General features: G+C 64.2%; 17 protein-coding genes and 1 tRNA gene. 6 read left to right on the forward strand and 12 right to left on the reverse strand.

What is annotated here, in order from left to right:
• Positions 1 to 2 precede the first annotated feature (2 nt).
• Positions 3 to 1,181 carry a sulfotransferase family protein gene (locus tag V6U71_RS19655; protein WP_411340012.1) on the forward strand — a complete coding sequence of 393 codons (1,179 nt, stop codon included), beginning with the start codon at positions 3 to 5 and terminating at the stop codon, positions 1,179 to 1,181.
• Positions 1,182 to 1,223: 42 nt separating this feature from the next.
• On the opposite strand, the gene V6U71_RS19660 is transcribed toward V6U71_RS19655, so the two are convergent.
• Positions 1,224 to 2,585: an oxygenase MpaB family protein gene (locus V6U71_RS19660; protein ID WP_411340013.1), complete on the reverse strand. Its 1,362-nt coding sequence runs from the start codon at positions 2,583 to 2,585 to the stop codon at positions 1,224 to 1,226.
• A gap of 157 nt (positions 2,586 to 2,742) precedes the next feature.
• Here V6U71_RS19660 and V6U71_RS19665 point away from each other — a divergent pair, with 157 nt between their 5' ends.
• Entirely contained in the window at positions 2,743 to 3,342 is a 600-nt protein-coding gene (locus V6U71_RS19665) for a CerR family C-terminal domain-containing protein (RefSeq protein WP_411340014.1), read from the forward strand.
• A 100-nt stretch (positions 3,343 to 3,442) separates the two neighbouring features.
• Here the strand turns inward: V6U71_RS19665 and V6U71_RS19670 are convergent, their stop codons facing one another.
• From V6U71_RS19670 to V6U71_RS19705, 8 genes are all read right to left on the reverse strand, one after another.
• A complete protein-coding gene (locus tag V6U71_RS19670) occupies positions 3,443 to 4,798 on the reverse strand; it encodes an HlyD family type I secretion periplasmic adaptor subunit (RefSeq protein WP_411339073.1) in 1,356 nt (451 codons plus the stop codon).
• Positions 4,795 to 6,552, reverse strand: a complete 1,758-nt coding sequence (locus V6U71_RS19675) for a type I secretion system permease/ATPase (RefSeq protein WP_411339074.1) — start codon at positions 6,550 to 6,552, stop codon at positions 4,795 to 4,797. The genes V6U71_RS19670 and V6U71_RS19675 overlap by 4 nt, the downstream gene beginning before the upstream one ends.
• 74 nt (positions 6,553 to 6,626) lie before the next feature.
• Positions 6,627 to 12,887, reverse strand: a complete 6,261-nt coding sequence (locus V6U71_RS19680; protein WP_411340015.1) for a peroxidase family protein — start codon at positions 12,885 to 12,887, stop codon at positions 6,627 to 6,629.
• Positions 12,888 to 13,283: 396 nt separating this feature from the next.
• Positions 13,284 to 13,925, reverse strand: a complete 642-nt coding sequence (locus tag V6U71_RS19685; protein ID WP_411340016.1) for a LuxR C-terminal-related transcriptional regulator — start codon at positions 13,923 to 13,925, stop codon at positions 13,284 to 13,286.
• Between the two features lie 175 nt (positions 13,926 to 14,100).
• Entirely contained in the window at positions 14,101 to 15,120 is a 1,020-nt protein-coding gene (locus V6U71_RS19690) for a sensor histidine kinase (protein WP_411340017.1), read from the reverse strand.
• Complete coding sequence (locus V6U71_RS19695) at positions 15,117 to 15,797, reverse strand: response regulator (protein ID WP_411342379.1); 681 nt, start codon at positions 15,795 to 15,797, stop codon at positions 15,117 to 15,119. Before V6U71_RS19695 ends, V6U71_RS19690 begins: the two co-directional genes overlap by 4 nt.
• Positions 15,798 to 16,296: 499 nt before the next feature.
• A tRNA-Arg gene (locus V6U71_RS19700) sits at positions 16,297 to 16,373 on the reverse strand.
• A gap of 111 nt (positions 16,374 to 16,484) precedes the next feature.
• Complete coding sequence (locus V6U71_RS19705) at positions 16,485 to 17,165, reverse strand: NUDIX hydrolase (protein WP_411340018.1); 681 nt, start codon at positions 17,163 to 17,165, stop codon at positions 16,485 to 16,487.
• A gap of 124 nt (positions 17,166 to 17,289) precedes the next feature.
• On the opposite strand from V6U71_RS19705, the gene V6U71_RS19710 reads away from it, so the two are divergent.
• Both V6U71_RS19710 and V6U71_RS19715 read left to right on the forward strand, forming a co-directional pair.
• Complete coding sequence (locus tag V6U71_RS19710) at positions 17,290 to 18,354, forward strand: bifunctional nicotinamide-nucleotide adenylyltransferase/Nudix hydroxylase (RefSeq protein WP_411340019.1); 1,065 nt, start codon at positions 17,290 to 17,292, stop codon at positions 18,352 to 18,354.
• Between the two features lie 52 nt (positions 18,355 to 18,406).
• On the forward strand, positions 18,407 to 19,798 hold the full coding sequence (locus tag V6U71_RS19715) for a nicotinate phosphoribosyltransferase (protein WP_411340020.1): 1,392 nt from the start codon (positions 18,407 to 18,409) through the stop codon (positions 19,796 to 19,798).
• Positions 19,799 to 19,866: 68 nt separating this feature from the next.
• Here the strand turns inward: V6U71_RS19715 and rtcA are convergent, their stop codons facing one another.
• From rtcA to V6U71_RS19730, 3 genes are read right to left on the reverse strand one after another with little or no spacing between them, the layout of a single operon-like run.
• Entirely contained in the window at positions 19,867 to 20,883 is a 1,017-nt protein-coding gene (gene rtcA, locus V6U71_RS19720) for an RNA 3'-terminal phosphate cyclase (protein WP_411340021.1), read from the reverse strand.
• On the reverse strand, positions 20,880 to 21,680 hold the full coding sequence (locus V6U71_RS19725; RefSeq protein WP_411340022.1) for a DNA polymerase beta superfamily protein: 801 nt from the start codon (positions 21,678 to 21,680) through the stop codon (positions 20,880 to 20,882). Before V6U71_RS19725 ends, rtcA begins: the two co-directional genes overlap by 4 nt.
• Before the next feature lie 33 nt (positions 21,681 to 21,713).
• Complete coding sequence (locus V6U71_RS19730) at positions 21,714 to 22,940, reverse strand: RtcB family protein (RefSeq protein WP_411340023.1); 1,227 nt, start codon at positions 22,938 to 22,940, stop codon at positions 21,714 to 21,716.
• Positions 22,941 to 23,077: 137 nt separating this feature from the next.
• Here V6U71_RS19730 and V6U71_RS19735 point away from each other — a divergent pair, with 137 nt between their 5' ends.
• Together V6U71_RS19735 and rtcR are read left to right on the forward strand one after the other, a co-directional pair.
• Positions 23,078 to 23,224 carry a hypothetical protein gene (locus V6U71_RS19735; RefSeq protein ID WP_411340024.1) on the forward strand — a complete coding sequence of 49 codons (147 nt, stop codon included), beginning with the start codon at positions 23,078 to 23,080 and terminating at the stop codon, positions 23,222 to 23,224.
• Between the two features lie 33 nt (positions 23,225 to 23,257).
• On the forward strand, positions 23,258 to 24,856 hold the full coding sequence (gene rtcR, locus V6U71_RS19740; RefSeq protein WP_411340025.1) for an RNA repair transcriptional activator RtcR: 1,599 nt from the start codon (positions 23,258 to 23,260) through the stop codon (positions 24,854 to 24,856).
• Positions 24,857 to 24,987 lie beyond the last annotated feature (131 nt).

Raw genomic sequence — 24,987 nt, forward strand, 5'->3', positions numbered from 1 at the left:
CGATGCACGGGCTCGCGCCGCCATCCCGCGCCACGATCGGTGATAGGGCGGCGATCGACGTCGGCCTTTTTCTCACCGGCCTGGCCGGGGAGGCGGAGACAGCGGCACGGCTCGGGCTTCACCCGGCGGAATTGCGCGAACTGTTCGACGGATCGGCATTGTCGCGCTGCACGATGATGCCGGTCGGGGTCGGCGATAATCTCGATATCCGTTTCCTCGATATGGCGGGCGAAGCGTTCGATGCGCCGACCTTTGACGACAGCGTCGGCCGCGCAAGGTCGCGGGCCGGTGGGCGCCGAACGTTCAGCCTGCCGGCCAACGCCATCGCTGCCGCCGAGGCGCCGCGTGCCACCCCGGACGGCATCATCCTCCACGTCGGCCGCTGCGGCTCGACCCTCCTTTGCAATCTGCTGGCGAGCGGCGGCGATTGGATCGCGCTGCGCGAACCCGAATGTCTGAACAGCCTCTTCCTTGCCCGCGCCGCGACGCGCGATCCGGCCGCGATCGATCGAATCGACACGCTCGCCGGGCAGTTGGCGGGCTGCCTCGCCCACGCCGTGCGGCCGCGCAAATCGCTCGTGAAGCTCAGTTCGTGGACGGCCCCGCTCGCCGCGCCGCTGCTGGCGCGCTTCCCCGGCACCCCGGTCATCGTCGTCGTTCGCGACCCCTGGCAAACGGTCGCCTCCTTCCTTGCCGAACCGCCGCACTGGTATGGTCCCGCCAGCGCGCAGCTCGCGGCAAGCGAAAGGGCCGGCGCGGTCCGGTTCTTCGCCGAAGCCTGGCGAAGCACGGTCGCGGCCGCGCGGTGTCTGCCCGGCGAGCGCATCATGTTCGTCGATTATGAGGATATCGTCGGCAACCCCGCTGCAACCCTCGCCAAGCTCCGCAGCCATCTGGGCGACGATGGCCCGCCGCTCGCCCCGGCCGCGCTGGAAGCGACGCTGGCATCCTATTCCAAGGCCGCGTCGGCCGAGGCGTTCGACCCGTCGGGAAAGCACAGGCGCGCGGTTCTGGCCCCCGATCTCGCCGAAATCGTGACCGCCGTCACCGCCGGCGAATCGCTTGGCTGTCGATGCCGCGAAGCCGGCCAAGCGTTCGTCGAAGAAATGGCGCGCTCAGCCGCTTGCCCGGGCCGACCCCGACCCGACGAATCAGGCGAAGGACGCTCGCATCGGCTGTAAACATATCGACGGCTGCAAAGATCGATGCCGTTCCTGAGGCCCTTACATTGGAGAATGGTTGGTGGCGAGGTCGCCTGCCCCCTGTCCTGAGCGATAGCGGGTGGCATCTGTCGTGAAGTGCGCCTTGCCATAACCGGCAAGCTGTTTTTCGATTTTGGCCACCAGCCGCCGGTCGGCGATATCGCGCAATCCCGGCAGGCGGGATGCCAGGGCAAAGAGCCCGATGCGGGCCGCCACGAACGCCCCCGCAGCGCCGGCCACGATCAGGTCGCCGACGCCGATATCGACGCCGATCGCTGCGGCCTTTGCCCGGTCACCGCCCATGAAGCTCCGCAGGAAGAAGAGCTTCGCCATCGCCCGCTCGAAGAAGGCATGCACCGTTTCGGCGGGGCTGTCGCTCGCCCGGAGGTCCGCGGCCATCGTCGCGCGCAGAAGCTCGCCGCAAATATTGTCGTCATAGTCCTGGCGCAGCGTCGCGGCACGGGTCGACATCAAATCGACGATGCCCTGAGGGGTATCGGCAAGCAGTTCTTCGGGAAGGCCGAGCAGGAAGCAGCGATAGCGGGCAAGCTCGACGCGCGCGCGCTCTTCGCGGGTAAATTCGGTGCGCCCCTCGGCAATCATCTTGTACGACAGCAGGAAAATGGGGATCAGTCCGGCGGGCATCTGGTCGACCTGCGGGATCGGGAAGCCGTAGACGCGTTGGTCCCAGTCCCCGGGCCGCCGCAAGATGTTCGCCCGCACCATCGAATGCATCAGACGCACCATCGCGGCCGCCTTGAACCCCGGCCCGAACCGCTCCAGCGCGCCCGGAAGGACCGAGGTCGAGAAGAAGGTGGCCGTCTCCTTGACCCGGCGTCCGGCGGTCTCGCTCGACAGCGTGTTGGTGATCGCCATCGGCAGCGCCGAATATTTGTTCATGAACGTCGCAATGAAGGCGCCGCGAATGATGAAGGGCCCGAAATTGGCGGCCGAGTTCCGGTCTATCCGCGCGCCCTCCTCCACCAGTGCCATGTCGACCCAGTCGGGCTTGCGCTCCATGTCGGCGATAAAGGCAGCGAGTTCGGGCGGTGCTCCGGCCACGCTTTCGACGCCGCTGTCGCAAGCCTGGACGAGCATTTCGACGAGCGCGCGAAAGCCATATTGGCGCATCAGCGCGGCATAGGCGTCGGCGACCAGGTCGCCCATCATCGAATAGGCGCGGATCACTTCGACGCGCTCGCGATTCGACAGGATGGCCTGACGATGCTTCTCGGTCCCCTCGCCAAGCTGGGTGACGTCGCCCGGCTGGTCGGCAAAACGCTCCGGCACGACGGTAAAATCGAAGGAGCCGTACATGGCGGGATTCACGGCCTTCTGCGATTTCACTTTTGCCCAGAGGCTTTCCGTCGCAAGCTCGCTCATCGAGATTCGTCCTTCCATTCGGTTCCCGGATGATATGTATCATTTGATATAAATTCAAGCAGGTTCAGCAATGCCGCCCTCGACCGGGAAAAATACCCAGAAAACTGCCCCCATACGTTCGACCGACGGTGGCTATCGCAAGGGAGAGGAAACGCGCGTGCGCATTCTGCACGCGGCGCTCGCTGCATTCGGCAGCAAGGGATTTGCGGCTGTGACGACGCGCCAGATTGCCGAATCGGCCGGTACCAACCTGCCCGGACTCACTTATTATTTCGGCAACAAGGAAGGGCTCTACCTCGCCTGCGCGCATGAAATCGTCGCCTCTTTCCGGCGCGGTATCGGCGCCGTGGGAGAGGCGGCCGGCGGCGCATTGTCGCGGCCATTGGCGCGTGAAGACGCGGCAGGGCATCTCAAACAGCTCTTCGCGGCGCTCGCGCATTTCCTCTTGTCCGAAGCGGGAGCCGAGGATCGCGCGATGTTCGTCCAGCGCGAAATGACCAGCCCCGGGCCGGCGTTCGAAATCCTCTACGCCGAACTCTGGCAGCCGGGCATCGAACTCGCCGCGGCCCTTCTGGAGCGCGCGGCGGGAGGTCGCCTGTCGACCACGGACAGCAGGGTTCGCGCCGTCATGATGATCGCCAGCCTGACCGGTTTCCGCTCGGGACAGCGCGTCGTTGCCTGGACCGCGGGCGACGATGATCACGTCGCGCAAATCACGGCCGCTCTCAACGAGCAGATCGACGCATTCTGCCGTTAGAACAGCGATGGATCGTTGCGGCAATCCTGATGTCGCTGGCGCGTCGCCCGTTCGTCACGACGATCGCTGCAATCCGCGGCTGAATGTCGATTCGACGACGTTAGTTTTCGCGGCCGGCCATCCAGAGTGTTTGTCCGAGGGGTTCGAGGAGATAGGCGAGAGCGGTGCGTTTGCGCAGCGGGATCATGATGTCGACGGGGAGTCCGGCGCGGAGGCCGCCGTCTTTGCGGACCTGGCGGAGTTTGGCGAGTTCGCCGGGCGGTACGATGAGCTGGATGTTGAAGAAGCGCATTCCGGTTCGTTCGTCCTCGAAGCTGTCGGCGGACACTTTTGAAATCTTGCCGAAGAGGATCGGCAGGTTGCGTTCCTGAAGCGCGGTGAAGCGGATCTGGGTGGTCATTCCCGGCGCCAGATCGTCGGCATCGGTGGGCAGGGCCTTGCCTTCGATGACCAGCGCGCGGTCTTGCGGGACGATTTCCATCAGCGTCTCGCCCGGCGTAACGACGCCGCCGACCGTGAAGATCTTGAGGCCGACGACGCGGCCGGTGGCGGGGGCCCTGACCGTCGATCGCGCGAGTTGTTCGCGCACCGCAACCAGCTTGGGCTGCAGTTCGTCGAGGCGGATCTGCCCGTCGCGCATCTGCGTCGCGACCTCTTCCATCATCTGCTTGTCGAGAGCGACGATCTGCATCCGCGCTTCCCCGATGGCCTCGGACGAGCGTGCGATGTCGGCGCGATAGGCGCCATAGCTGCCGTCGAGCGCGGCGGCGTCGCGTTCCATCGCGCGGACCCGGTTGATCGAGACGAAGCCCTTGGGCAGCAGCGTGCGCATCCCGTCGAGTTCTTCGCCGATCAGCCGTTGCTGTTCCTGGTTCGAGCGCATCTGGTGGGCGTAGCCGTTGATCTGCTCCGAATGCTGGCGCATCCGTTGGCCGAGCACGCCGCGTTCGGTGTACAGCGAGCCCCGCCGCGCCTCGAACAACCGGCGCTGGCCGCGCAGGGCTTCTGCGGCGAGCAGGCGGTCGGCGGGCGTCAACGAGGCGAACTCGGCGGGCTCGGCAACCCGCGGCAAGCCGTTCTGCTCGGCGACCAGCCGCGCGCGCTGCGCCAGCAGCGCGACGACCTCGCCGGTCATGCCGCGTTCGGTGGCGATCAGTTCGGAGGCCGATATCTTGAGCAGCGGTTCGCCTTTGGTGACCGACTGCCCCTCGACGACATGCAGTGCGGTGACGACACCGCCGTCACGGTGCTGGACCGCCTGGCGGTTGCCCGACACGGCGACAAAGCCTTGTGCCGATGCCGCGGCATCGAGCGGCGTGGCGGCCGCCCATCCGAGCAAACCGACGAAAAACAAGGCGACGATGGCGGCGCCGAGCCGCAACTCGCGATGCGGCCGGTCGTTGCTATCGTCGTCCATCGCGTGTGCCGCGACCGGCGATGTCGATGGTTCGTTCACGGCCGGACCCCTTCGTTGATCGGAACGACGTTCGGCGGCGGCGCCGATTTCTGCAGCGCGGCGAGAATCTCGCCCCGCGGGCCGACGCCGACGATCTCGCCGCCGGTCAGCACCGCCAGCCTTTCGGCATTGGCGAGGACGGCGGCGCGATGCGCGACGATCATGATGGCGGCGCCCTGCATCTTCGCGGCCGCGATCGCCCGCGACAGCGCTTCCTCGCCGTCGCTGTCGAGCGCCGAATTGGGTTCGTCGAGGATCAGGATGCGCGGGCTGCCATAGAGGGCGCGCGCGAGCGCGACCCGCTGTGCCTGGCCCGCCGACAGCCGGTGTCCGCTGCCCTCGATAGAGGTGTCATAGCCATTGGGCAGGCGCAGGATCAGTTCATGGACGCCGGCCATGCGTGCCGCCTTGACGACCTCGGTATCGATGACCGGCTGCTCGACGCCGCGCGCGCCGGCAAAGCGCGAGATATTCTCGCTGACCGTTCCGGGCAGCAGCGCGCAATCCTGCGGCAGATAGCCGATATGCCGGGCGAGAGCTTCGGGATCCCAGTCGGCGGTGCTGGCATCGTCGATGCGGATCTCGCCGAAGTCGGGCGGCAGGGCGCCGGCGGCGACGCGCGCCAGGGTGGTCTTGCCCGCGCCCGACGGCCCGATGACCCCGAGCACTTCGCCCGGCGCCAGCTTCAGCGACACATTCTTGAGCAGGATGGCGTTGCCCTCGGCATTGCGGACCACCACCCGGTCGAGTTCCACAAAGCCTGCGGGATCGGGCAAGCCCGTGCGCGCTTCGGGTTCGGAGGGCGCATTGGCGAACAGACGATCCAATGTGTGCAGCGCCTGACGCGACTGGACGATGCTGGGCCAGGCGCCGACGAGCTGTTCGATCGGTTGCAGCGCGCGGCTCAGCAGGACCGAGGCGGCGATGATCGCCCCGACCGAGATCTGGCCGTGGATCGCGAGCCAGGCACCGACCCCCAGCGCGAAGGACTGCATGAACATGCGCACGAACTTGACGAGCGAATTGTACCGGCTCCCCGAAAACTGCAGCTCCGCGCTCGCATCGAGCCCGGCGCTCCGCTGCCGGATATGGCGCGCCACCATCGCGCGGCGCATGCCGAGCGCCCGCACCACCTCGGCCTTGCGCAGCGTCGCCTCGTGCGCTTCATAGGCCCGCGCATTGGCCTGGTGCGCTTGCTCCGCCTTGGCCTTGCTGCCCCTCTCGTTGGTGATCGCCAGCGCGACGAGGATCGCGCCGGCCCCGAGCACCAGTCCCCCCAGCATCGGGTGGATCAAAAAGGCGACAAACAGGTAAAGCGGCGTCCATGGCACGTCGAACAGGGCCGTCGCGGCCTGACCGCCCAGCGTCTGGCGCAGCGTGTCGAACTCGCGCATCGCCTGCTGGGTCGAGGGATCGCCGGGCTTCGCCCGGCTCCGCGCGAGCAGGCGGTCGAGGATATCGCCCGACAGCAGGCGGTTGAGGCGCAGCGAAGCGCGCATCATCAGCCGGGCGCGGACCGCGTCGAGCGCCGACAGGGTCGCGATCGCGGCGCCGACGACGAGGGTGATGAAGACGAGGGTCAGGACGCCGTTCGTCGGGACCACCCGGTCATAGACCTGCATCATGTAAATGGTCGGCGCGAGGTAGAGGATATTGATCAGCGCGCTGAAAGCGGCGGCGAGCATGAAGTGGCCCCGGCAGGCCCGGACGGCATTCGTCAGCGCGGGCGGCACCGGCATCCAGAACAGGCGCATCTTATGCTCCCTCGCTTATCGAACGGGAAAATGGCGCCGGCCGGGGGCCATGGGAGGGACCGGCGCCAAGCTCTTTACGCGAACAGATGATCGAGATGCCCGAGGTCGATCTGCCGGAACTCCGGTTCGAACCCGTGATCGCGCAGCGTCTCGAGCAGCCGCACCTGGTCGAACAGATGGCCGCGGTTGAACCATCCACCGAGGTCCGCGAGACCCGCGAAGTCGCCGCGGCCGTTGCCGAGGTCGACCACATCCTGCGGGCGCAGATCCCCGACCACTCGATCGTTGCCGCCGCCCGAGTTGAACACGAGCCGGTGCGCGGAGGTCAGGCCGGAGATATTGACCGTATCGCTCCCCTGCCCGCCGTTCACCGTGATGGTGTTGAAGTTGAGGCTGGTGGGGTTGAAGTCGCCGATCACCTGGATCGTATCGCCGCCGTTCGCGCCCGATCCGCCCGGGGCGACACCACCCGGCGAAGAGACGTTGAGGGCGTTGATGTTGATCTCCTCGATATTGTCGAGTTCGGCGATCACCTGGGCGTTCCCCGTACCGTTGCGGGTGATGACGATCTCGGTGTTGGCATTGAGCCCCGTGATCCCCGCCGCTTCGGCCGCGGCCCGCGCATAGATGCGGAAGGTCTCCGCCCCGGCCACGCCGTTCAGGACATAGGTATCGGTGCCATTGCCGCCGTTGACGATGTCGCGGCCACCCGTACCTCCCGTCTGGTTTATCCGGTCGTCGCCGTCGCCGGTATGGATGAAGTCGTTGCCCGCGCCGCCGTTGGCGACATCGTTGCCGCCAAAGCCGAACACCGCCTGCGACCCCGCCATGCCGTTCCCGCCGTTGAGGTTATTGTTGTTGCCGCCGGTGCCGGCAGTCACGGCATAGTTGACGCCGTTGAAACGCAGCACCTCGACATTGGCGAGCGTATCGACCCCTTCGACCCCCGTATTGTCGGTGACGACGATCGAGGTGCCGACGGTCTCGAAGCCGAAGTTGCCGATCGCCCCGGCGAATATCGCGGTGTCGCTGTTGCCGCCGCCGTCATGGCTGTCGTTGCCGGCGCCGCCGGTCATCAGGTCGACACCGGTCCCGCCGACCAGCGTGTCGTTGCCCGCGCCGCCGTTCAGCGTATCGTTGGCCGCGCCGCCGTTCAGAAGGTCGGCCCCGCCATTGCCGTTCAGCGTGTCGCCGCCGTCGCCGCCGGCGCCGATATCGTCGCCGGCCGTGCCGTTCAGCGTGTTGTTGCCGCCATTGCCGCTCCAGTTGACCCCGACCGGCCCGGTCGCCGCCGAAACCACCTGCTCGGCCGCGCCGCTGCCGTCGGTGAAGCTCACCGCCACCCGCAACTGCTGGCCCGCCTGGTCGCCGAAGACCTGCCCCGGATTATCGTCCGGCGTAAACGTCGACCCCGTCGCCCCGGCAATGTTGATCCACGTCACGCCGTCCACCGACCGCTGCCACTGGTAGCTGAACGCTCCCAGCCCGTTCACATCGCCAATCCCCGCCGTGTTCAGCGTCAGCTGCTGTCCCTCCGTCGGCGTCAAATCACTGATCACTGGCTCGCCCGTGGCCGGGCTCGGGAAGGGCAGATCGTCGACAGCTATTTCGACCGTGCCGCCATTGCCGTCGGAGAAGCGCAGCACTTCGATGTTGAACAGCCGGTCCGTGCCATCCGACAGCGGACGATTCTGCAGCGTCTCTTCCGGAATGTCCTCACCATTCTCGTCCTCCCCGTCTCCGGGATCGGTAAAGCCGGTGTGGTCGACCGTTATGCTGCCGTCGTCATTGCGCGTGAAGGTGTAGTTCGTCACCACATCGGTATAGACGGCCTTGTCGATGCTCGCGTTCGCGAGGTCGCCGTCGATAATCTCGCGAACGATCGACAATTGGCCGGGGTTGATTTCGCCGGACACCATGCGGGCCGCGATTTCGGTCATGCTGTCGACACTGAACGCCGCCCAGTTGTCACCCTCCTTCGGGGTGACGAGGATGCGAACGTTAAGCCAGCGGTCGCCATCGATGATGTCGTTGCCGGCCAGGCCCTTGATCACATCATTGCCGCCACCGCCGAGCAGGATGTCGCCAGCCTGCGCAGTGCTGAATATCACGCGTTCCTGGACGCCATTCTCGTCCAGCACCGCGACGGTTTGCCCATCGACCACTTTGGTCACCGGGATACCCTCGCCGAGATGGGCGACCAGCTCATCGAGCCCGTCGATCAGGCCGACATTCTTTGCCAGCAGGTCGTTGGAATAGGAGTCGAGCGGCGAGTCCGGACCCGGGATCGCGGCGGTGTTCTGCAACTCGCCGCGCGCGTTGGTGTTGCGGCTGCGCCCGGTCAGCGTGTCGTCGAGATCCCAGCCCGACAGGCCTTCGACCAGATCGAAGCGATCGCGCAGGATGAACGCTTCCTGTGTCTCGAAGATCGGGATGCCGAGGTCCGAATTGGCGGCCGTGGTGTCGCCCTTGTGGATGCCCCAGTCGAAGCCGGCCTGCCCGTTCGAGCGCTGGATGCCCTCATTATTCTGGAACATGATGTCGTCGCCGGATTCGGCGTCATAGTCGGTGTCGCCGCTGCCGCCGTTGAGGACGTCGTGGCCGATGATCGACGAGTTGAAGAACAATTCCGAATTCTCGCCGGCCAGCGTGTCGAAACGCTGTCCGCCCTCGATCCAGTCATTGCCTTCGTTGCCGAGCAGGAAGTCGCCGCCCGAACCGCCGAGGATGAAATCGTCGCCGGTGCCGCCAAAGGCTTCCTTGCCGTCGGGGCCGGTGATGATGAAGTCATTGCCCTGGTTGCCGAACAGCAGCGACAGGCCCGATCCGCCGTGGATGACGTCATTGCCTTCGTTGCCGTGCAGGAAGTCGGCCTCGCCGATGTCGGTGCCGGCGTTGGTGATGATGTCGTCACCCTCGCCGCCGAACACCTTGTCGACGCCGTAACCCGCCTCGATCCGGTCGTTGCCGCCCTTGCCCCAGATCGCATCGTCGCCGCCGCCCGAGACGATGACATCGTCATTCTCGGTGCCGCCGACGACGAAATGCTCGTTGCTGTTGATGCGGATATATTCCGCGACCCCGTCGTTATTCGCGTCGATGCGCTCGACGAGGCTGGAGAAGCCGCCGAGGAACGGATCGTCCGACACCGGATCGGCGCCCAATTGCTTGCTGATGTCCATTTCCAGCTGCGGCATCTCGAACGCCGAGAAGAGATTGCCCGGCAGCGCGGTGGATCCTTCATCGCCCAGATCGGTGTTGCGCATTACCAGTTCGGCAAAGGTGTTGTTCTCCAGCTCGTTCAGGAGGTTGAGACCCTGCGTACGCGACAGATAATAGAAGCGGTCGGCGTCCTGCAGATTTTCCATCGTCATCTGGAACACGAAGCTGAAGGTCGAACCGAGCATGCCGCCGAACGCCATCTTCTTTTCGGCGAGGCCGCCGATCCAGAAGTCGATGTCGTTGAGACCGCCTAGCTTCGCGTCATTCGCATAGACGCCCTCGGCATTGAGGAAGTCGAGCCGGTCCGCGGGCGCCCCGTCGCCGCCGAGGACGAGCAACGTCGCCGCTTCGCGGAGTTGCTCGACCGTTTTCGGATTATCGGCGGTGTTGAGCACCGATTCATGTGTGCCATAAGCCGCGATGAAGTTGATGACCGACGCCGGGTTCTTGAGGTTGAGCGCGAAATCGGCCCAGCTTTCATACGGTTTCAGCAGCGTATCGCCGGTTGCGTCGAAGAAACGCTCGCGTGCGGTTTGCAGAGACGGCATGCCGACGTCGCGGCCGCGGGCGAGGTTGATCGTCGCCAGATCGAGAGGGATACCGAGAAGCTGGTTGCGCAGCACATCGGTCACGAACTCGTCGATCTCGCTGCCCGCCTGGCGGCTCATGCCACGAATGATCGCGCCCGACGCCTGCTCGGCCGTGCCGAGCGAGTCGTACATTACGGGGTTCAGGAAACCCTCGAACAACGAGATGTCGTTCTGGACGGGATTCCCGTCCTCATCCATCTCGATGACCGCGATGTCCTGCCGCAGCATCGAGTGGCCGAAGCGGTACACGACGTGCGCGAACTCGGCGGCAATGTTGGGGTTGATGTCGGCCGACGGCTCGAACACGAAGGCATCGATGTCGGGCTGCATCATGCGGCCGAATTCTTCGAACACGAGATGCTGATACTCCATCTCGTTGGTGAAGCGGCCGACCTGGAACAGACGCTCGCCGTCCCATGACAGCGATTCCGACAGCGTCGCAATTGCCGTCTCGTCGCCGGTCGTCAGCGTGGCGAATTGTTCATCGGTCAGGTCGATCAACAGCCATTCGTCGATGAAGGCGCGATCCATCGATGCGAGCGTCACATCTTTGGTGTGTTCGACGACACGGTTATGCTCGGCATGAAACACCTGGTGGACCGCAGTCAGCGCGATATTCTCGTTCGCGCGACCATCGCCCGCGATGAAGTGGCGGTCGAGCAATTCATTGTCATAAGCCGTGGGACCGCGCTGGCCTTGCGGACCCGGCGATCCGTCGGCGTTCGCATAGCCGAGCGCCGAGTCCGTGTCGGCCTGCAGCACGCCACCCGCGACGACAGGAGCGGCGGCATGCGCGATGTCGTCGAGGAACGCATGGCCGGTCAGCACGACCCCTTGCGCGCTGACGGGCTCCGCCGGATTGCCCTCGCGCAGGATATCGTCGGCCGTACCCAGCATGCCGTCGCCGCCCATACCGACCACGAGTTGCGGATAGCCGTTCGCGCCGGGAATGAAATTGCCATAGGGATCGGTCGCGATCAGCGGGATATTGCCGACGTTGAGGTCGGTCAGTTCGATCCCCAGCACGTCGCGCGCCTGTTGCTTGATATCGGCCCAGGTCGCGAGCCCCCCGTTGCCGCCCTCCAGCAACAGGCCGCTCGACACCGGCTTGCCGTCGGGCCCCGGAATATATTCGCGCATGAAGACCTGCTTCGAGGCGGTGGAACCATAGGTCTGGTTCTGGTCGACCCAGGGGGTCGTCAGATTCTTCGGCCCCGGGCCGTCGTCGGAGGTGCCGAGGATGCCGTCGGCCCCGGCGTCCACCGTCACGCGGGTAAGCGCGATATAGTTCTGGCCACCCGGAACATAGAGCGGATCATCGGGCGACAACGGCACATAGACCGTACCGTTGCCGCCCTTGGCGACCAAATCGAGCCCGTGGTCGAAAAACTGGCCAAAGATGGTCATCCAGCCGTTGAACGGCGACGACAGGCCTTCGTCGGGCGAGACGTTGGGCAAGAAGACGGTGTTGCCGTCCATTTCCACACCATGCTCGACGAGCACCGCGTCGAGCGCGGCTTCGGCCGCGGTTGCGGCACCGGCCGCCGCCTGCGCATCGGCTAGCGCGGTCTGCGCATCGGCCAGCGCGGTCTGCGCCGCCGCCGCCGCCGCTGCTGCTGCAGTCGCCGCCGCAGCCGAGGCAGCAGCGGTCGCCTCGGATGCATCGGCAGCGTCGCGCGCCAGCTGATAAGCCGCCTCGGCCGCGCCATAGGCCTCGAAAGCGGCGGCGATCTCGGCCGCCTGCGTTTCGTTGGGCGTCGTATCGGAAAGGAAGGCAATATAGGCGCTGAGGCTCGCGTCGCGCGCTTCCATCGCCGGCGCTACGGCTTCCTCGGCAGCTTCGGAAGCAGCCTGGTCTGTCGCCGCCTGGGCTGCCGCCGCGCTGTCCGCCGCCTGCGCATCGGCCAGCACCGATTGCGCGGCCGCGACGGCGGCGGTGAGGCCACCGATCGCTCCCTCGGCACCGTCGGCGGCGGCGATGGCAGCGTCGAGCGCATCCCTCGCGGCGACGATCTCGGTGAGCGCGGTCATCAGCGCTGCGCCCGACAGCCCGGCATGGGTCAACGCCGCGGCAATCGCCGCCGGGTTGTTCAGCGTCTGGTCGACGATCAGGTTGGAAATGATACGTGGATCGGCATCGATAACCGTGCCGCTGCCCGGGCCGGGTTGCGAACCGGGGCGGGGTCCGGCGTTCGCATAATCGTTGTTCGTATACAGGGTTTCGGCGTCGGGCAGCGGGTTGAAATCATAGCGGTCGCCATCGGCGTCATTCATATACTGGGGCGTAAAAATGCCCGGAAACGACTGGTCCGACGCGCCCCAATTCTCCCGGCCCGGCAACAGGTTGTTATAGCTGCCGTCGACCGTGCGCAGGCCGTAAGGCAGGAGATGCGCCTGCGCAAACCCGTCGTTGCCGTTATAGCCGGCCACCAGTTCGGCAAGGTCGCCGCCTGCGGCATGCGCCTCCGCGATCTTGATCTGGTTGAGGATGAAGCCAAGGTCGTGTTTGGTCAGCTGTACCATGTCGCATCTCCATTCGTTCCGCGATTGCCATGGGCGATCGCAGTCGTCCGCCGTATCGGGCGGATCTTTGGGTTGAACATTTAGCTGGGTGCGGCCCCCCGCCAGCCATCCTGCGTCACGGGTCACAATAACCCGAATCGCCGGACTTAATAAAATCTAAACATTTCAGAGAAAAAGAGTCGATTGGGCTTTAAGTATTAGCCCAAAATGAGACTCTATGAGTCTTACGTATTATCTTATCACCTAAATTATCTAGGAGCATGTCAGACGCTTCCTTCCTTCATGGAAGGAGTTATGAATCGCCGAAATTCTATCACCCAAAGGCGCGTTTCGATGCGCTCCGGTCCACTAGCTGGCGGCCAAAGCCCCTTGTGGATTCATCGGACTTGCGCCGTGTCAGGCGCTGCGCCGCTGGAGCATGGCCACCGCGCCGACGCGATTGTGGACACCCAGTTGGCGGAAAGCCGCAGCGACATGGACCTTGACCGTACTTTCAGAAATTCGCAGCGAACGCCCGATTTCCTTGTTCGATTTACCCATCGACATATGTGTCAGGACTTCGCGCTGACGCCCGGTCAGGGCGTTCAAAGAACCCTCTTCAGCCTCTCCCGGCACGATATCCTGTTCGAAATCGCCCACGTCGGAAGGAATATAGACCTGGCCAGACATCACAAGGTCGAACGCCTGCAGCATTTCGTCTTGCTCAAGATCCTTGGGGATATAGCCGATAGCTCCCTCGCCGATCGCCCGAAGTGCCACCCGCTGATCGCGACGCCAATCCATTACGGCGAGGGATAACAGGGGATAACGGCTGCGAAGTCCCCGGATGCCGCCAACATCGGGCCTGCCCAAATCGATATCGCCATCGACGATCAACAAGACCGGCCGAGACCGGGCGCCGATCCACGCCCGGGCGTGATCGAGATCCGCCGATAACTCGACGTCGCAGCAGGGAAAACGGTGTTGAACGATCGCAGCAAGGCCGGCTCGGCAAAGGAGCTGTCGATCAAGGACTAGAGCGGCCGATATAATGGTCAAGGCGCATCCCCACAAAATCACAAACGGTGCGACCCGTTGCGAAAAGTCGGATAGCCTTCTGTTTCCTTTTACTCCGCGCTATTCCGACGGAATGCTCCGGCCCCACCGAATCATTCAAACTTTCACCATAGCGCCGAATCCTGACCGAATACTGACAACATCAATGTCAAATTAACTATTTGTTATTTCTTCTGAAATCAAGCTCGATCGATGGTTCGTCCGGATGTGTCGACAAAATGCCACCATGCACTTCGACAATCCTGCGAACGATCGACAGCCCCAGCCCGGCCCCCCCATGGCTCGCGTTTTCGCCGCGGCGGAACCGGTCCGACAACTTCAAAAGCGCAAGGGCGTCGATGCCAGGGCCGCCATCGACCACCCGTATTCTGGGACCCGGGCCACTCACGATGACAACCTCGCCGCCGGGCGGAGTAACGCGTATCGCATTTTCCAGCAAATTGCGGATCGCCGCGGTTATCGCTTCGATCCGTCCGGCGACAGGCGCGCCGCGATCATCGCGATAAGCCAGACGAACCTTGTTCTGCGTCGCCGCGACGGCAACCAGCTTGATCGCTTCAAGAGCCGGCTTGCTCAAATCGACCGAGCAAAAAGGCTGGGGAGCAGCAGCATAGGCATCGAGTTGAGCCAGCACGAGCAATTGTTCGACCAGACGGTTCATCGCCGCAAGATCGGCAATTATGCGATCCGCACCCGGATTGTGGAGCCGTTCGAGTTCGAGCATCACGACGGCGAGCGGCGTTTTCAGTTCATGGGCCACATCCGCGGCAAATCCTTCCTGGCGCTGAGCGGCATCGTCCAACCTCGCCAGCAGCGCATTCACCGCTTCGACAAAAGGTAGCGCCTCGCTTGGCAGATCGGACGTCTCCACCCGAAATCCCCGCTCCTTGCCGGTCGCCTGATGAATACGCTCGGCGGCGTCGTGCAGCGGCGCAAGCGCCCGATCCATCAACCAGATCGTGGTAAGGATCAAGGGGACGAGCAAGACGATGATCGGGAAAATCACATGATCGATTACTTCATGCACAATGCCGATATGTCCGTAATCATCCCGGATATCCGCCTGCAGAAGCTCGAAATCGACAACCAGAAAGATCGCGAGCAAAATGCTGCCGATCACCGCCATCCATGCAAAACCGACGCGAAGCCCGGCAAGGATCGAACGGCTTTCGTTCATCGGCCGCGCTGCTCCATCATCAGATAGCCGACGCCGCGCAGGGTTATCAGTTGATCCCGCGCCCCGGCGCGCGCCATCTTCCTTCGTAACCGCGAAACAAGCACCTCGATCGCGTTCGGGGTGACCGGATCCTCAAGCGAATAGAGCGACATTTCGATCTGATCGCGGGTCACGACGTTCCCGGCTTTGATCATCATCAGTTCAAGAAGCGCGGCCTCGCGAAGACTGAGGAGAAGCGGAGCCCCCTTGCAATATCCGGCGCGCTTCACCGTATCGAATTCGACCGGGCCAATCTTCATCACCGTATTCGAGCGCACGCCGGGCCGGCGCAGCAGTGCACGAATGCGCGCGACCAGCTCTTCGACGGCGAAAGGCTTGATCAGATAGTCGTCTGCACCCGCATCGAGCCCCTTCACCCGATCGCCAAGCGCCGAACGCGCCGTCAACATGATCACCGGCGTCACCATGCCGCCGGCCCGCTGCGCAGCGAGCCACGGTAGCCCATCCCCGTCGGGCATCGAAAGATCCAGGACCAGAATGTCGTAAGGCGTCGTGGCAAGAAACTCGGCCGCGTCGGTCAGATTTTCCGCGATGTCGCAAACGAAACCGGCCGCCTGGAGGCCCTCCGCAGTCAATGCACCGATCCGGGCATTATCCTCGATAATCAATATGCGCACATCGTGCCCCCGGGGGAGAATCCAGCATCGCACGCTTCTCACGTCAAGAAGAACAGGATAGGCATTTCGTCTTAGGCCGGTCAGTCAATGGACGTGCGTGTCCGTAACGGCTTCTATTGCTGGCAAAGCAGGCATTTGGGGCAATCGATGAAACGAAAAGAGGGATGGATTCTGATTTCGTTGGGCGCGCTGTCGCTTCTGTGGCTGGTTCTGCACGTCTTCGATATTCTCTAACCGCAACGCAAGCGCTCCAGCGGCATCGGATTTGCGAAGATCAGATCCTCCGCCGGGGGAATCGTCAATCATGTAGCCGGTCGCGAAACTTGGCGCACAGCTTCATCGCAAGACTAGCAAACACAGCGTTCGAGACATATCCGGCTTCACCGGCAGCGCGTCATGTCGCCTCAGACAGGTGCTGCGATCAACTCGGGGAAGGCAGAAACCAGGCTCCCGATCCCGCCATGGGGAGCCATTCAAGTTCTTTAAATATAAGGAGAAATGGCGCACCCGAAGGGATTCGAACCCCTGGCCTCTGCCTTCGGAGGGCAGCGCTCTATCCAGCTGAGCTACGGGTGCGCAGGCTGGGCCCTCTAGCAAGCTGGCGCGGTGCCAGCAATCAGATTGTCGGAGGTCGCCTGTGGTGAGGGCAATTTATTCGGCGCTATCCCCACGCTCCTGCCGGTCCCCTCATGATGGGCCCGTTCCGAAACCGGCCAGATCGGGATTTACCCCGAAAAGTTCGGCGGGGCGGAAGGCGCCGCCGGTCTCCTTCTCGCCGGTCCCCTCGATCCAGCCCTTGTCGAGCATCCGCCGGCGAAAGGCAGGTTTGTTGAGCCGGATCCCGAGGATCGCTTCATGCACGTCCTGCAGCGCGCGCAGTGTGAAGCGCGGGGGAAGGAGAGCGAAGGCGACAGGCGCATAGTCGAGCTTGCCGCGCAGGCGTTCGGCGGCATGATCGACGATGCCGGCGTGATCGAAGGCGAGGACGGGCAGAGCGTCGAGCGGCGCCAGTATGAGATCGTCACGACCGGACAGGGCAGCGGCAAGGTCGCCGACCGGCAGCAGCGCGAAATAGGCGATGGTGACGATGCGCATCCGCGGATCGCGCCCCGGATCGCCGAAGCTGTAGAGCTGTTCGAGCCAGGCGCCCGGCAGCCCCGCCTTGTCCGCGAGGATGCGCTGCGCCGCGGCGTCGAAACCTTCGTCCTCGCGGACGAAACCGCCGGGAAGCGCCCACTTGCCCTTGTACGGTTCCTCGTCGCGATGCTGCAGCAGGACCGCCAAACGGCTGTCGCGGATCGTCATCAGGACGAGATCGACCGTGACGCCAAGCGGCGGAAAAGCAGCCGGATCATATGCTTCGATCATGCTCGCAACTTATATCTTGACTAGATATATGTCAAATGCATATAAGTACGGCGCCAGCTTCGAATCGGGCTGTGCGGTTTCCGGGGAGCCCGGGAACGGAAATGGATCGAGGGAGTCTCGAACGATGGCCAAAGCCGATTTCGGCGTCTTTATCGGGCGCTTTCAACCGCTGCATATCGGGCATGAGCATGTCATCCGCCAGGCGCTCGAACAGGTCGGCCACCTGATCGTCCTGGTCGGCTCGGCGAATGTCGCGCGCGATCCGCGCAACCCCTTCACCTTCGACGAGCGTGCCGCGATGCTGCGCGCCGCCTTTCGCCACGAAATGGCCGAGGAGCGGCTGATCGTCGAACCGCTCGACGATCATCTCTATTCCGACACCGCGTGGGTGACCGAGGTGCAGCGGCGGGTGAACCGCATCATCCTCGACGTCGGCAACGGCCACGGGTTCGGCAGCCACGGCCTCACCGACTTCAAGGTCGCGCTGACGGGTTACGGCAAGGATGCGTCTTCCTACTATCTTCGCCTGTTTCCCGAGTGGGACAATATTCAGATCGACAGCCAGTACGGCACCTTCAGCTCGACCGACGTGCGGCGGCGCTATTTCCAGCGCATTCCCGAAGTGCCCGCGTCGATTCTGACCGCCGAGGTCGCGGCCTGGCTCGACAAATTCAAACTGGGCGAGACGTTCCGCACGCTGCTCGAAGAGAGCGAGTATCTTGCCGACTATCCGGCGCAATGGGGCAAGGGTCCGTTCGTGACCGCCGACGCGGTCGTCGTCCAGTCGGGGCACATCTTGCTCGTCGAGCGGGGCCGGCTGCCCGGCAAGGGACTGCTGGCGCTGCCCGGCGGTTTCATCGACGCGGGTGAGCGCATCCGCGACGCGGCGATCCGCGAGCTGCGCGAGGAAACGGGGATCAGCGACGGCAAGGGGCAGATCCCGCCCGCGATGCTCGCGAGCTTCATCGAGGATCATCGCACGCGGGTGTTCGATGCGCCGAACCGCAGCCTGCGCGGCCGCGTCATTACGCACGCCTATCTGTTCCGGCTGCCCGAGCGGCGGAAGCTGTTCGCGGTGAAAGGCGGCGACGATGCCGCGCAGGCGCGCTGGTACCGCCTCGGCGACCTCAGCGCTGAAATGTTCTTCGAAGACCATTGGTCGATCATCGAAGAGATGGCCGACCTGTAACCCCGCGGCAGGGGAGTCCTGCCGATACAAGCGAATGTGAGGAGTTCACATCATGAAGAACCTGATCCTGGCGACCGACAGCTACAAGCAGAGTCACTTCCTGCAATATCCGCCCGAGGCGCGCATCATCAGCGCCTATGTCGAAGCGCGGCCGAATCCCTTCTCTGACGAGATCGTCTTCCTCGGGCTGCAGCCTTTGCTGGTCGACTATTTCAGCCAGCCGATCGCCGCGGCGGATATCGACGAGGCCGAGACGATTTGCGTCGCGCACGGCGTGCCGTTCAACCGCGCGGGGTGGGAGGCGATCGTCGCCGACCATGGCGGCTATCTGCCACTCGAGATCAAGGCGCTGCCCGAAGGAACGATCGTTCCTGCCGGGGTGCCCATGGTCCAGCTCGAAAACACCGACCCCCGCATGCCCTGGCTGACGACCTTCATCGAGACGGCGATGCTGCGCGCAATCTGGTATCCGACGACGGTCGCGACGCTGAGCTGGAAGTGCAAGCGGGTGATCCGCGCCGGGCTGGAGGAGACGTCCGACGATGTCGAGGGCCAGCTCCCCTTCAAGCTCCACGATTTCGGCGCGCGCGGCGTATCTTCCGCCGAAAGCGCGGGGCTCGGCGGACTCGCGCATCTCGTCAATTTCCAGGGCACCGACACGATGGAGGCGCTCGTCGCGGCGCGGCGTTACTATGGTGCCGACATGGCGGGTTTTTCCATTCCCGCCGCCGAGCACAGCACGATGACGAGCTGGGGCCGCGAGCGCGAGGAAGACGCCTATCGCAACATGCTCGACCGGTTCGAGGGCGAAGGGCGGATCGTCGCCGTCGTCTCCGACAGCTATGATCTCGACGCTGCGGTCGCCGACATCTGGGGCGGCAGCCTGCGCGAGAAAGTGCTGGAACGGCAGGGCACGCTGGTCGTGCGGCCCGACAGCGGCGACCCGATCGAAACGCCGCTGCGCACGGTGAAGATGCTGTGGGAAAAGTTCGGCGGCCATGTGAACGGCAAGGGCTATCGCGTCCTCGACCCGCATGTCCGTGTGATCCAGGGCGACGGGATGACGGTGGACAGCATCGGCCGGCTCGTCGCGCGGATGATCGAGGAAGGTTTCGCGATCGACAATATCGCCTTCGGCATGGGCGGCGGAATGCTCCAGCACGTCAATCGCGACACGCTCCGCTTCGCGATGAAAGCGAACGCGATGCTGGGTAGCGACGGGGTGTGGCACGATGTCTTCAAGATGCCGAGCACCGATCCCGGCAAAGCGAGCAAGGCCGGACGGCAGGCCGTCGTCATGCAGGACGGCCGAATGGCGGCGGCGAGGCTCGACAGCGTCGCGGCGGGCGCGGACCTGCTGGTGCCGGTGTGGCGGAACGGCGAATTGCTCGTCCGCCACGACTTCGACGCGGTGCGGAGGCGGTCCGAAGGCCGTAACGGCTGATCGGTCGTGTGCAGTATGCCGGCTTTGGGCGCTTGGTCCCAAAAGCCGGCGTCCGCCAACCGGAGAGGTCAGACGATCAGTTCGACGAGATTTCCATTGTCGCCGGCGGAGATATGGAAACGACTGCCGGTAAACCGCTCGATGAGCGCAGCAGCGGTGTTGCTATGCTCGCTGAGCTTGACCGTCGTAAACCTCCCGCCGCGCGCGATGGCCATCGGCAGGAGAAGCTGATCCTGCAGATAGGGACCGGCAAAGGCGTCTGACGCAAGATAACCCGCCATGCGCCGCGCGGCCGTCGCCGCCAGCCGCTCCGCGGGAACGCCAAGCTTCCCGAACCCCGACACCAGTTCCGTTACATTGTCGAAGCAAGCCTCGAGCAGCAGCGCGTTGCCGGGTCCCTGATCGGCCGGAAGCTGACGCGTCACGAACGCCTCCGCCGGCCAGCCGGAGAGGATTTTCTGCGCGCTTTTCAGTTCGCGCTCGGCGATGTCGAACGGGATGCCTGCGACGATCGCGGTTGCCTGCACCGACACGGCGCGGCCGCGATCGACACATTCGATCCTCCGCAGCGGCGCCGGCGCGATATCGATCTCGATCCGGCCGCCGCCGCGCGGGAAAAAGCCATGGCGGACGAGGCGTGCCGACACGGTCGGTCCCATGCGGTTTATCACCGGCAGCAGCGTACGCTCCAGAAACTCGAACGGCGGCGCCGCCATCGCGTGCGTCCCGCCCTCGATGACGAGACGCGACGGGGCATCGGCCGTCATCAGCGGCACGAGCACCGTCTGGAGGACGAGCCCGGTGCTGCCCGCGGTACCGACCGCGAAATGATAGTCGCCCGGCGTCACGCGTCCGGGACGGAAGGATATGCTGTTCGATCCGACGGCGAGGCCGGAGCATTCGGCGCCGCCGATCACGCATGCCGCCTCGATCGCGGTCACATGCTGGCGCATGAGCCCCGGCTTCTCGCGTCCGCCGCGGATATTCTGGATCGTGAAGGGCTGACCGGTCAGCAACGACAACGCGCACGCATAGCGCAGCACCTGCCCCCCGCCTTCGCCTTCCGATCCGTCGATGATGATCATTTCTCTTCTACCAAATCCAGAAACAGGTCGTTCGCTTCGGCTGCAAAGGCCTCGCTCGGCGGACGCGCCGGGACCTCACCGGCGCGCGCCAGCTCATCCGCGATCAGCGCCTCGATCTCGGGCACGCGTGCGATCAGACCCGCTTCGCGCGTGCTCGCCTTGAGCGTCACCAACCGCTCGATCTCCTCGGCAGCCGACGGCGTCAATGCCGCCTCGGCCATCAATTGCTGCAATTGCATCGGCGGCCGGCGCGACGGGTCGCGCCGCAGCACGCGGATCGCGAGGGCCGGGCGCAGCACATAGAAATAGCGCTTCACCGCGACTTCGCCGGGATCGCTCAGCCAGCGCGCGATCGCGGTCCTGCCGAGCTTTGCATAATGCAGCGCGAACCCGTTCGGGTCGAAATGGCGGTCCTTGAGTTCGGCCATGCGCGCGATGACTGGGTCGGGGTCGCGATACCGGATCGGCGATCCGACCCATTCGGACAGCACCGAATTATTCTTGAGCATCAGCCCCAGTGCCTTGCGGATGTCCCAGCCGTTGAGATCGATCTCGTCGACGATCGGCCGCTCGATGACGTCGCGCACCGGGCTCAGCGCCAGATAGTCGCGGCGCGGCCGGACATAAAGGAAGCGCACGTCATAATCGCTGTCGGGCGACGGGAAGCCCCACGCGCGCGACCCCGATTCGATCGCGAGCAGCAGGCGCACGTCCTCTTCGCTCGCCAGCCTGCCGAGACGATGGTCAATCTCTTGCCGAACGATGGGATCGATCGCGGTGGATACGGACAATGACATGATTTTTCCCCGATGGCGGCGGCGTGAAGGGGATCACCCCTTCACGCACACCACCTGCTTCAGCGTATGGACGATCTCGACGAGGTCGGCCTGCGCCGCCATCACCGCCTCGATCGGCTTGTAGGCTTTCGGCGTCTCGTCGATGACGCCTTCGTCCTTGCGGCATTCGACGCCCGCGGTGTCGGCGATATGCTCGTCGAGGGTGACGAGCTTTTTCGCCGCGGTGCGGCTCATGACGCGGCCGGCGCCATGGCTGCAGCTATCGAAGCTTTCGGCGTTGCCCAGCCCGCGCACGATGAACGATTTCGCGCCCATCGAACCCGGGATGATCCCCATCGTCCCCTTCGCCGCACGCACCGCCCCCTTGCGGGTGACGAGCACATTCTCGCCGAAGTGATTCTCGCGCGTCACATAATTGTGATGGCAGTTCACCGCTTCGGCCTCGGCCTCGAAGGGCTTGGCGATCTGGAGCCGCAGCGCCGCGATGACGTTCGCCATCATCATGCGCCGGTTCAGCGCCGCAAAGTCCTGTGCCCAGCCCACCGCCTCGACATAATCGTCGAAATGGTCGGTCCCCTCCGGGAAATAGGCCAGATCTACGTCGGGCAGGTTGATGAACCACTTGCGCATGTCCTGCTTCGCCAGTTCGATGAAGTAGGTGCCGATCGCATTGCCGACACCGCGCGATCCCGAATGCAGCATCACCCAAACCCGCGCTTCCTGGTCGAGGCACAGCTCGATGAAATGGTTGCCCGTTCCGAGCGTCCCCAGATGCGTCAGGTTGTTGGTGTTCTTCAGCCGCGGATGCTTGGCGACGATGCGTCCGAAGCGTTCGGCGAGCGTCGCCCAGGCGTCGACGATCGCGGCCGGCGGGTCGCCCCACGAGCCGCTGTCGCGCTTGGAACGGCCAACCGAACGTCCGTGCGGCACCGCCGCCTCGATCGCGCTGCGGATGCCCTCCAGATTATCGGGCAGATCGTGCGCCATCAGCGTCGTGCGCGCGGCCATCATGCCGCAGCCGATGTCGACGCCGACGGCGGCCGGGATCACCGCGCCCCTGGTCGGGATCACCGATCCGACGGTCGCGCCGATGCCGACATGGACGTCGGGCATCGCGGCGACATGCTTGAACACGAACGGCATTTTCGCCGCCTTGGTCAGCTGCGCGCGCGCCATATCCTCGACGGGAACGCCGCGCGTCCACATCTTGACCGGGCGTCCGCCCTCGACATTCATCACTTCAAAGGTCGTCTGGGTCATCGCGGACCTCCTCGCTTTCCTTCTGGAGCAAGCTTTGCCGGGAGGCGAGCCTTGCCGAAAATCTTCACGTCCCGTTTCGGGCTTCGGGGGTGGCCGGCCGATTCCGGCCACCCCATCGCTCCACTGCATCGGGGGACGTGAACCCCGACACCGAATGTGTTGCAGGAGCTGTGCCAAATGACAATTTCCGTGCGATTTTTCTCTATACCATTGTTATTGGAGAAATTTATTTTCTGCTGACGTATGTCTCGCCGGTGATCGCTGGGCATAATCCGATACTCTAGTATCGTTCTTTATATTTCTGTATAAGACATGGCATGAAACCACTCACTGTCATCGGATTTCTCGGGTCGACGCTCGACGCAGCCAAGTTCGGCCCCTCGCGCTGGAACAAGTGGCGGCCGACGGTGAGCATATGCATGCAGGAAGACCTGCGCATCGACCGCTTCATCCTCATCCACGGCAGCTATCATCGCCGCCTGGCCGAGTTCGTCGCCGACGACATCCGCGATGTATCGCCGGAAACCGAGGTCGTGCCGCACCTCCTCGACTTCGACGACGCGTGGGATTTCGAGGAGGTCTATGGCAAGCTGCTCGACTTCGCGCGCGATTTCCCCTTCGATCCCGATGCGCAGGATTATCTGATCCATATCACGACAGGCACGCACGTCGCGCAGATCTGCCTGTTCCTGCTGACCGAGGCACGCTACCTGCCGGGCAGGCTACTCCAGACCCAACCGCAGCGCGGCGCGCCGCAGCCGGTCGGGACGTGGGGCGTCATCGATCTCGACCTCTCGCGTTACGACAGCATCGCGACACGCTTTGCCGAGGCGAGTGCGGAGAGCGCCAGCTTCCTGAAGAACGGGATCGAAACGCGAAACGCCGCTTTCAACCGCATGATCGACGAGATCGAGCATGTCGCGGTGCGCAGCCGTGCGCCGATCCTGTTGATGGGACCGACGGGTGCAGGCAAGAGCCAGCTTGCGCGCAAAATCTATGAACTCAAAAAGCTGCGACACCGGACCGGCGGCGCTTTCGTCGAGGTGAACTGCGCGACGCTGAAGGGCGACAGTGCGATGTCGGCGCTGTTCGGCCATCGCAAAGGGGCGTTTACGGGCGCGGTGCAGGATCGTCCCGGCCTTCTGAAGACCGCCGACAAGGGCCTTCTCTTCCTCGACGAGATCGGCGAACTCGGTCTCGATGAGCAGGCAATGATCCTGCGTGCGGTGGAGGAAGGATGCTTCCTTCCCGTCGGCGCCGACAGGGAGGCGGCGAGCGATTTCCAGCTCATTGCCGGCACCAATCGCGATCTGGTCGGCGAAGTGGCGGCCGGGCGGTTTCGCGAGGACCTGTTTGCGCGTCTGAATCTCTGGACGTTCAGCTTGCCGGGGCTGGCGCAGCGGCGCGAGGATATCGCTCCCAATCTCGATTTCGAACTCGAACGTTTCGCCGAACGCGAGGGGATGCGCGTGACCTTCAACAAGGAAGCACGCGACCGCTACCTGCGCTTCGCGGAAGATCCGGCCGCGTTGTGGCGCGGGAATTTCCGCGATCTCGCCGCAAGCATCACGCGAATGGCGACGCTCACGCCGACCGGGCGCATCGACACCGACATCGTTGACGTCGAACTATCGCGCCTCCGCTCGCTCTGGACGGGCGCCAAAGACGATACCGATCTTCTCGGCACCCTGTTATCCGAAGAGGCGCTCGCCCGGATCGATCCCTTTGACCGTGTACAGCTCGCCTTTGCGGTGGAGATATGCCGTCGCAGCGGCAGCCTGTCGGCGGCTGGACGGAAATTGTTCGCGGCTTCCCGCGAGCTTCGGAAGTCGACAAATGACGCCGACCGCCTGCGAAAATATCTGGCCCGTTTCGATCTGGACGCATCGATCATCATGGCCACGAGAATCCCATAACGACCACAGCCCGATGATTTGGGGTTGGTCCCTTAACGCAGCGTGCCAGCAATGGCCTATCGACCGGACCGCACAGATGTGCCAAGCCGACGCGCGAAACGGGGCCCGGAACACGCGTGAAAGCATCCGAA

Origin of the sequence: Sphingopyxis sp. J-6, assembly GCF_046603995.1 — a bacterium.
GTDB lineage: Bacteria > Pseudomonadota > Alphaproteobacteria > Sphingomonadales > Sphingomonadaceae > Sphingopyxis.